The following is an 8,551-nucleotide window of genomic DNA, read 5'->3' as shown; positions in this document are numbered from 1 at the left end:
ATTTGAATCCTATAGAATACTGTTGGCATACCATCAAAAGCCGCCTCAGACCTCTCATGTATAAATATACAGACTTACAGCTTTTGGTTGGTAATACCATAATGGAACTTTATCATCCATTTTAGAAAATACTATAGTAGCTGACAACGTGATCCAGATTTCCATAATGTCATCCTAGTAGCTGGCACTGGGATTAAGAAAAGCAGCTAGTTTCAGCTACTCGAATGACAAGACTAGAAAGAAATGGGTGTCATCCCAGTGCTTGACACTGGGATCTAGAAAAGTTTACAAAGCTTATGCTAAATTCAATGAGATTAAATGAAAACCAGCATCAAGTGCTGGAATGACACCTTACCTGAACAGATAAATCACTAGCACGTTCGTTCACAATAACTTGAGAGAAGCTTACATCATTAATAACTGTATTTGCTCTATACAGAAAACCACATCCTATTGCAAAAAAAAGCAACGAAGTTGCAGCAAGTGGAACTGGGTTGTCAACTACGAAACATAGACCAACAGCAAATACTCCAGATAACAAAAAAGCATAAGCATAATTAGTTTGTTTCCTTTTTTGAGCAACTGCTTCTATCTTTATGAACTCTGGTTCTATTATTTTCTTAACATATCCTGCAATACAATCTCTTGGACTTTTGTTTTCATAGTTTTTAATATTAGTTTTGATCTTTGGATGTGTGAGTAATATTTTTACTATATCTATACTTCCCATCTCGCAAGCAATGTGTAAAGCTGTATTTTTTTTTCTTCTTGCCGGTCTCAATTTCCTCCTCTGCACGAGCATAATTTTGAGGTATAAATCCTTCATCGACAGGTTGTGAATTGTCAAGGTATATGCAGCGAAGATATGGACTCCTATCTACTACTTCTCTCTCCTCAAATTCGTAAACTGGATAACCATCATGTTCCTTTGGTCTTCTCTCCATAACAGCTTGCTTGCTTTTAATATTTACATCAATTTTTTTATGCTGTACAAGCAACTTAGCCATAAGCTCTAAATATTGATGTTCCTCGTTATTACTAGTAACAAAAGCTGAAATAATGCACATCAAAGGTGTCATTCCATCTTCAAAAGCATTAACATTCGCTCCTTCTTTCAATGCTTGTTGAAAATGATTCCAAGCTTCCTCAGGTGTTATTCTTTCACCACTAGCATTTTGAAATTCAATAGCTTTAAACAACTTTTTTGTTGCTTCACTTGTACTAAACATTTTAACCCCCTATCACAACAAACTTGATAAAATTATACATAGAAAAAATTAAAATATCAATTATTAAGCTAATGATCCAGAATATACTCCTTCGTTAAAGGAGACTGAGCATTTTCAAAGATTTCTTGAGTACTTCCGAATTCAACAATCTTGCCATTGCAAAAGAAAACTATGCTGTCAGATAATTTTTTAGCTTGCTTCATCGAATGAGTTACCATAATTATGGTGAACCTCAATTTCAATTCTTGTATAAGATTTTCGATTGCATTGGTTGCCATTGGATCAAGAGCAGAGCATGGTTCATCCATTAATAAAATAGTTGGCTTTACTGCAATTGCACGAGCAATGCATAATCTTTGTTGCTGGCCACCAGATAAATTTAGTGCACTATCTTGCAATCTATCTTTCAACTCTTCCCATAAACCAACCTTAGTTAAACTACTTTCTACTATTTCATTCAATTTTTGCTTATTTTTCACCATGCCATGCAATTTAGGCCCATAAGCAACATTATCATATATTGACTTTGGAAAAGGATTGGGTTTTTGAAATACCATACCAACTTTTGCTCTGAGCAATACAACATCCATATCACGTGAATATATATTACCCAGCCCATCGATTACCAGTTCACCAGTCGCTCTACATCCAGGTACGTAATCATTCATACGATTAAAACAACGCAAAAATGTCGATTTACCGCACCCAGAAGGTCCGATAAAAGTTGTGACTTTCTTTTTGCAAATATTCAAATTTATATCGAATAAAACTTGTTTAGAGCCATACCAAAGATTTAAATTTTTAACGAAAGCGTATTTATCGTTCATACTAAATCCTGCATTGAATAAAGTCCTGGAGTTTTATTCTCGCACAACCATATTGCTGCCTGAACCGCCCCTCTAGCAAACGTTGTACGATCAATTGCTTTGTGATTTAATTCTACTCGTTCATCGGAATTGACAAACATGACACTGTGATCTCCTATTACTCCACCTCCACGAGATACTGCAAAGCCTATTCCTCCTTTTCCTCTTATATTTGAATTATTATGTGAATATTGATTGAGCTCAAAATCCACTTTTGCAGCGTTAGCAACTGCTTTACCAAACTCTATAGCTGTTCCAGATGGTGAATCCTTTTTTAAATTGTGATGCATTTCCCAAATTTCAACGTCATACTCATTACCTAAAAGCTTGGCAGCTTCTTTTACCAATTTCAGCAACACATTAACTCCTATACTCATATTTGCTGACCATAATATTGGAACTTTAGCAGCATAGTCTTTTAAATTTAGACCTTCTATTCCAGTTGTGCCACTAACTAGCGGCTTTTTAAATTTTACAGCTGCCTTAAGGCAGTCTAGCATACATTCTTTAGTTGTAAAATCTATTACAACATCGGACGATTCAAATACCTCACTAATAGAACTTGTAACTTTGATTCCTAAATCGGAGCCATGGCCTGCAATAGGCCCAATATCTAAGCCTATATACTCACTGCCCAAGCGAGCAACAGCACCTGCTACTTCCACTTTGGTATTCGTAATTAATTCATTGAGTATTTTCTTACCCATTCTGCCTAAGCAGCCTATTACTCCAACTCTGATTTTCATAAAGCTTTTTCCACTATGTTAGGCTTTTTTTGAAGCTTTGTCATCCTTATAAGCTTAGCATATTTAGCCTTACACTGATAAAACTATAGCTATACATCGATGAATCTATTGAAAATTGATACGAGGAAGATACAAATTGTAATTAGTCAATTTTCTCCTATGGAGAAAACTTATAAAGAAAAAAAGAGCACCTAAGGAGGTGCTCTTTTTTGAAGACTAATAACCGTTTCCTACTTTGCTCGGATTAGATATTTGTGCTTCTGGTTCTCCAGTTATTGAGCGAAGTTGATTACAAAAGTCCCCTGGTGCATCATGAAAATCACCATCTAATTCCTCTTCTGCATCATAAAACTTCTCTGATTCAGTAGTTACTTCCTCAGAGTAAGATCAGATAAATCTTCTCTAAACTTAGAAAGAGATGCAGTAAAAGCATTTATTAACTCTTGTTTTTTTCTTCAATAGTAGTTTTACCTGAAGATTGTCCTTGCTGTGATATGCTTTGTTTCGCAACACTTGTTTCACTTTTTTTACCACCAAACAGCCGCTTACAGCCTGATGAAATTTTTCTTGCAATCCATGAAATTCCTATGTGATCAGCAATCCACTTAAAAAAGTTTTTTATTTTTTTAAACATATTTTACTCCTTAAATTAATAATTTATATTATTATATAAAAAGTATAGTATGTCAACTTTTACTATAGAGAACGTATAAAGAAAAAAAAGAGCACCAAAGAAGATGCTCCTTTTGAAGGGTTTATAGCAATTATTATGTACTAGCAAATAGACCATTATTAGCAGCTGGTGTTGTTGTAGAACTAGCAATTTCTGATTTAGGAACTATAATCGGATCTTTAGATATCTGAGTTATGGCAACGGTTGCTCGCTTTTCATTCAGACCTAAGATCTCCTTCATTCTTGAGAATTCGTGAGACGGAATTTTATTATTCTCAGATGCTACTGACTCTATATTCAAGAACACACCACCTTCCTCAACTTTAGGTTTATCACAAGTAATTTTGAATACTTTTCCTTCTTCGGACTGGACGTATTGAGTATATACTTTTAAACTATTAATAATATCAGTAAAATTAAGATCAGGATTACCACTAAGACCTATACCACCACCAAAAACTTTGCCTGTATTTGTTAACGTTACAAATAGTTCCAGCATTCCAGGTTTTCTTTCATAAATACCGGCAATATTATCACGTTCCTTAGATTGCGTAATATCAGCTCGACTGTCATGGATTTGATAATCTGCTACTGGCTTCTCATGATTAACTGTATTATCCAAAGTTTTTGTTAATGTATTGCTTGAAAACTTTTCTTGCTCTGATGATAAATTTTGTTTAGCATTACTTGATTTACCACCAAACAACCATTTCCACCCTGATGAAATTTTTCTTGCAATCCATGAAATTCCTGTATGATCAGCAATCCACTTAAAAAACTTTTTTATGCTTTTCCACATATTTTACTCCTTAAATTAATAATAATTTAATTATTACATAAAAAGTATAATATGTCAACTATTTCATAAAAATTTTAGTACTTGCTCGCAATTTTCAACAATTTAATAGCACTGGTGTTGACAACTTCCCCGCCAACACGCTTAGTGACAAAAAATCTAACATAAGGTTTGTTTGTATAAGGGTCTCTAAGTATTCTCATTCCTCTGTTATCTACGATCTTATAAGCTTGTTTGAAATCTGCTACTGCAATCATTGTAGGTGGCATATCAGCAGATTGATATACTGGTATTCCCATTAAAGTATCTGGTGTTTCAAGCGATAAACTCGGCTGCCAAAGATACTGACCTGTTTCAGATTTTAGTAGCCTCACGTCCTTTAACGTACTCCTGTTCATCAAAAATGATGCATTTTTAGAGTAATGTTCATTTAGAGAGTAGTACAATATCATTATGGCGTCGCTGTCTAGCTTATCAGCTTTAATTTGCTCTATCTTATTATGACCATTTCCATTTTCGTAAGTTAAAATTCCTTTAGGCTGAAAAGTGCCATCACCTTTAATAAAGGCTTCATTCTCCTTCTTACTGAAAGTTTCGGCAACCTTTTCTACAAGCCAATTTTCAACATTGACAAATGCATCATCGAGCAATTTTTGTGATATTTGCGGCTGAGCATAGAGCTCATAAGTTGTTATGGAAATCTTTTGAATTTTAGGTGTACTTGTGTCTTGTGCAAAATCATACTTGGATTTATAGCCACCATCTTCGTCGTCTACCACTTCACCACTCCAACCTGCACCAGCACGGTCACAATCTTCTATAATATAATCCAATGTTTCAGTAGAGATTCTTTGACTAGAACATATTTGCCGCATTGGAGATGAATCAGTTATACGCTTGTTTATGCGTTTTACAATATGAGGAGTAACTAAATACCCTCCAATATCATTGTCATCTCCACTTAGGGTTTTGTGTGATAATCTGTTTTCCATTCCTTTGCGAATATAATCAGAAAAATATTTATCACCTGTATTAAAATCTGTGCTAATCTCTGGGCGTTGAGCTGAGGTTTCAATAAAATCTAAGCGCTCTTTGCAATTATCAATATTACTATTTATCTTGCATAGCTGCTCAGGTCCTTTGCTTTCGATTTCTTTTAGTTTACGATCATTTATTAGTTTAAATTGCTCCCATGATGAAGCAAGTTCATTAACACGGTGAGCGATATCAGTAAGTGACATAATAGCCTCCTTTAAAAATAAAATTAGAATAGTTATTGTAATTTGAAGGTAATCTTTATCAGTAATCTCAGCGTTGTCATGCAAACTGCATTCAGAAAAAAGACCGGTGAATGGCAGCTTAGTATAACTCAAACGCTTGTTTACAATATGGATCCCAGTGCTGGGAGGCGCCCTCATGGTAAACAACGTTCATACAACTGTATACGTATAATGCTCGTACCTGCCATTCACCGGTCTTTTTTCTGGATTCTAGCATTGGCTTCATGGTAGATACAAATGAACGTAAGCTGCTTGGTAACGGGAGAAAAATGATAATGATTACTTGTTGAAGTAAAAAAAAGCAGTGTAGTATTACACCACGCTAAGTACTATACAGCATCCATTTTTTTTGTGTCAAGCACTTTTTTTCACTGAGTATCTATTCAGGAGAATGTGCAAATAAAGTACGTAGCCGTACAAATTTGCCAAAACAATAAATGGTATCCTGTGCTGGGATCCATTTTTCTATCATCACCAGAAACGTTGATTACTTTTATACCTGTAAATTTAACTGGATCCCAGTGTCAGGGCACTGGGATGACAGAAGAAAAAGGCCTGTATCGGCTACTTCGATGACACTCACAGCCCTGTCATTCCAGCGCGTGACGCTGGAATCCAGAAAAAAAAAGAAAAATGGTCAAGCACTGGGATGACACCCATTTAGTTATCTTTTCTCGTCTACCTTGTTTTGCCACCCTGCTGAACGGATACATACCGTTTGTTGCTTTTACTCTATGCTACCTTATCTGCCCTGCTTCAATCAGTAAGGGATTTCAATATTAACTCTGCACTACTTGCGGGATTGCTACTCTCTGTAATGGGTCTGCCAATTACAATATAATCAGCTCCTGAATTTATTGCTTCTTTTGGTGTTGCTGTCCTTTTTTGATCATCATGACCTCGATTCATACGGATTCCTGGAGTAATAATTTTAAAGTCTTTACCACATTCTTGGTGCACCTCTTGAGCCTCTAGTGCAGAGCAAACTATTCCATGTAGACCAATCTTTTTTGCAAGCTTTGCCAGCAAAATTACCTGTGATTTTGCTTCCCTTGCCACTCCGAGTTCACTCAGATCTTCATTGCTCATGCTAGTTAATACTGTTACTCCAATTAGCTTTATTTTAGTGCCTTGCACTATACTTAGCGCTTCTTGAAGCATTTTTGTTCCACCGCTGATATGCAATGTTAGCATTTCAACATCTAGAATCTTGATTGCTTCAATCGTTCTAGCGACAGTGTTTGGAATATCATGCAATTTCAGATCTAAAAAAATTGGTATATTGCATTTTGCAACTTCTCTCACTCCAGAAGGGCCATGTGCAGCAAAAAATTCTAACCCAAGCTTTACCATGCCAACCTTATCACGCAGAGCATTAGCTAAAGATATAGCTTTATTCAAATCTTGTGTATCCAGTGCGCATATTATTGGGTTCATTATCTTGTATAATTTTTTTTATAATAAGAGTAATTGTTGCATTTTACAATCCATATTCAGGGATTGGTCCACTTGCAATGCTTTGTACAGACACTGAACACGATAATCTGGTCGGAGTGGGTGAACGACTGGCATATCCAAGATCTTCCTGTAAAGAATCAGACGTTTCCTCCGATGTTTTGGAACCTTTCATTGGCTTGAATTGCACAAGCTGCCCTAATATAAATTTTATTTTCTGAGTCTCCCCTAATATTATTTTTTTGCTATAATCTTTAATTGTTTCATTTTCTCTTATCGATTCTTCTGTCTTATCTATCACATATTGAAGTTGTTTTATTTGACTGTCTCGCTCTAAAAGTGAATTTCTTAAATTTTTCACTTCGTTATTACAATCTTGTCTTATTCTGTCTAACTCAAAAGACTGATTTTTAATTAAACCATCTGCTTTATCTAGCTCTTCAAATTTCCTTTTTAACTCTTGAGATAAGTTTTTATTTTTTTGATTAATTTCTTTAAATTTACATTGTAATTCACCTAATTCTACACAAAGTTCTTCTTGCCTTTTATATAATTCTTCTTTTTGTGTATATAGCATATGTTTCTCTTTACGTAATTTATCTATTTCCTTAGATAATTCCTCTTTTTCTTTGGATAATTTTTCTATTTCCTTATGCAATTCTTCATATTTATCATTGTCTATTTTTCTTTTCAATTCCATTATTTGTTTTTCCCTTTCAGTTAGATTAGCTTCTTTTTCCTGTAACTGTTTACACAAATGCAAGATTTTATAATGTAATTCTTTTTCTTGTGCAGCAAGCTCATCTCTTTCTTTCGTTATTTTTTCTAATTCGTCTGTTATTCCAATTATACGGTTCATTTTTACTTCTAATTTCTCCTCCAAAGATTTTTTTTCTTTAAGAAAAGATTTCCTCTCATCTTCTATTTTTTGACCAAATTTTCTTCCTTCCTCGTATAAATTGTGCTTTTCTTGAGTCAACTCAAGCTCTTTGTGAGCAAATTTCTTCTCCACTTTACTAGTGTCAATAATTATTTTATACAAAATCATAAGAGCCAAAGCAGATAATACAGCTAAAGCGAGAATTAAAGAACTAGGTACATTAATAAGCGCTAAAGATGTAAGTAACGTGAGAGTAGCCAGAGAACTAGCTATAAAATAAAATGTATTATATTTATTAAGTAAATTGCTCATCACCCATATACAAAACTTCAGCAGTCTTGTATATATTGATTAAAATTATCTTACCTGTAGAGGAGAACACTTATCACAATTGTACCAGTGATAAACTTTAGTTGATATGCTAACTAAACTCAAAATGCAAGGTGGCATCAAACGGGAGTAGAACATCTACTAGAATATCCAAAATCGGGAACGTTCAAAAAAGTGTGTCAAACCGCATTTTCAATTCAACTCAATTTTTAACCTACCAGGAAAAAAGATATCAAGTTGAGACATAGTTAAAGCCCAATTAGGCAAAGCAGTAATCCACTTTTGCTCTACCTTTT

Annotated in this window: 10 protein-coding genes; 1 reads left to right on the top strand and 9 read right to left on the bottom strand. The window is 34.5% G+C overall.

All coding sequences use genetic code 11. The annotated features are described in order from the left end of the window. Positions 1-331 precede the first annotated feature (331 nt). The 7 genes from JR312_RS04915 to JR312_RS04885 form a co-directional block, all read right to left on the bottom strand. Positions 332-730: a hypothetical protein gene (locus JR312_RS04915; protein WP_416647871.1), complete on the bottom strand. Its 399-nt coding sequence runs from the start codon at positions 728-730 to the stop codon at positions 332-334. Further along, a complete protein-coding gene (locus JR312_RS04910; protein WP_416647870.1) occupies positions 675-1,229 on the bottom strand; it encodes a hypothetical protein in 555 nt (184 codons plus the stop codon). Before JR312_RS04910 ends, JR312_RS04915 begins: the two co-directional genes overlap by 56 nt. 68 nt (positions 1,230-1,297) lie before the next feature. After that, positions 1,298-2,056 carry a phosphate ABC transporter ATP-binding protein PstB gene (gene pstB, locus JR312_RS04905; RefSeq protein ID WP_264331136.1) on the bottom strand — a complete coding sequence of 253 codons (759 nt, stop codon included), beginning with the start codon at positions 2,054-2,056 and terminating at the stop codon, positions 1,298-1,300. Further along, the gene (gene dapB, locus JR312_RS04900; protein ID WP_264331137.1) at positions 2,053-2,841 is read right to left on the bottom strand and encodes a 4-hydroxy-tetrahydrodipicolinate reductase; all 789 of its coding nucleotides are present in this window, start codon (positions 2,839-2,841) and stop codon (positions 2,053-2,055) included. Before dapB ends, pstB begins: the two co-directional genes overlap by 4 nt. Positions 2,842-3,277: 436 nt before the next feature. Then, positions 3,278-3,475, bottom strand: a complete 198-nt coding sequence (locus JR312_RS04895; protein WP_149168885.1) for a hypothetical protein — start codon at positions 3,473-3,475, stop codon at positions 3,278-3,280. 133 nt (positions 3,476-3,608) lie between these two features. Beyond that, complete coding sequence (locus JR312_RS04890) at positions 3,609-4,313, bottom strand: hypothetical protein (protein ID WP_416647869.1); 705 nt, start codon at positions 4,311-4,313, stop codon at positions 3,609-3,611. A 74-nt stretch (positions 4,314-4,387) separates the two neighbouring features. Further along, positions 4,388-5,551: a phage major capsid protein gene (locus JR312_RS04885; protein WP_319606767.1), complete on the bottom strand. Its 1,164-nt coding sequence runs from the start codon at positions 5,549-5,551 to the stop codon at positions 4,388-4,390. A 476-nt stretch (positions 5,552-6,027) separates the two neighbouring features. On the opposite strand from JR312_RS04885, the gene JR312_RS04880 reads away from it, so the two are divergent. Further along, the gene (locus tag JR312_RS04880) at positions 6,028-6,243 is read left to right on the top strand and encodes a hypothetical protein (protein WP_416647868.1); all 216 of its coding nucleotides are present in this window, start codon (positions 6,028-6,030) and stop codon (positions 6,241-6,243) included. A gap of 103 nt (positions 6,244-6,346) precedes the next feature. On the opposite strand, the gene pyrF is transcribed toward JR312_RS04880, so the two are convergent. Together pyrF and JR312_RS04870 are read right to left on the bottom strand one after the other, a co-directional pair. Beyond that, positions 6,347-7,027 (bottom strand): orotidine-5'-phosphate decarboxylase, encoded by a 681-nt coding sequence (pyrF, locus tag JR312_RS04875; protein ID WP_416647867.1) that lies wholly within the window; start codon positions 7,025-7,027, stop codon positions 6,347-6,349. Positions 7,028-7,070: 43 nt separating this feature from the next. After that, on the bottom strand, positions 7,071-8,237 hold the full coding sequence (locus JR312_RS04870) for a hypothetical protein (RefSeq protein ID WP_416647866.1): 1,167 nt from the start codon (positions 8,235-8,237) through the stop codon (positions 7,071-7,073). Positions 8,238-8,551: the final 314 nt, after the last annotated feature.

This window comes from Wolbachia endosymbiont of Nasonia giraulti, from assembly GCF_048054155.1.
Classification (GTDB): domain Bacteria; phylum Pseudomonadota; class Alphaproteobacteria; order Rickettsiales; family Anaplasmataceae; genus Wolbachia; species Wolbachia pipientis_C.
Note: the sequence above shows the minus strand (reverse complement) of the source record. Positions and strands in the feature narration are given on the sequence as shown.

What these genes read in the sequence shown, in the direction of transcription:
- JR312_RS04890 (WP_416647869.1), bottom strand. Translation starts at nt 4,313, where the DNA reads ATGTGGAAAAGCATAAAAAAGTTTTTTAAGTGGATTGCTGATCATACA.
- JR312_RS04915 (WP_416647871.1), bottom strand. Translation starts at nt 730, where the DNA reads ATGGGAAGTATAGATATAGTAAAAATATTACTCACACATCCAAAGATC.
- JR312_RS04885 (WP_319606767.1), bottom strand. Translation starts at nt 5,551, where the DNA reads ATGTCACTTACTGATATCGCTCACCGTGTTAATGAACTTGCTTCATCA.
- pyrF (WP_416647867.1), bottom strand. Translation starts at nt 7,027, where the DNA reads ATGAACCCAATAATATGCGCACTGGATACACAAGATTTGAATAAAGCT.
- dapB (WP_264331137.1), bottom strand. Translation starts at nt 2,841, where the DNA reads ATGAAAATCAGAGTTGGAGTAATAGGCTGCTTAGGCAGAATGGGTAAG.
- JR312_RS04895 (WP_149168885.1), bottom strand. Translation starts at nt 3,475, where the DNA reads ATGTTTAAAAAAATAAAAAACTTTTTTAAGTGGATTGCTGATCACATA.
- pstB (WP_264331136.1), bottom strand. Translation starts at nt 2,056, where the DNA reads ATGAACGATAAATACGCTTTCGTTAAAAATTTAAATCTTTGGTATGGC.
- JR312_RS04910 (WP_416647870.1), bottom strand. Translation starts at nt 1,229, where the DNA reads ATGTTTAGTACAAGTGAAGCAACAAAAAAGTTGTTTAAAGCTATTGAA.
- JR312_RS04880 (WP_416647868.1), top strand. Translation starts at nt 6,028, where the DNA reads ATGGTATCCTGTGCTGGGATCCATTTTTCTATCATCACCAGAAACGTT.
- JR312_RS04870 (WP_416647866.1), bottom strand. Translation starts at nt 8,237, where the DNA reads ATGAGCAATTTACTTAATAAATATAATACATTTTATTTTATAGCTAGT.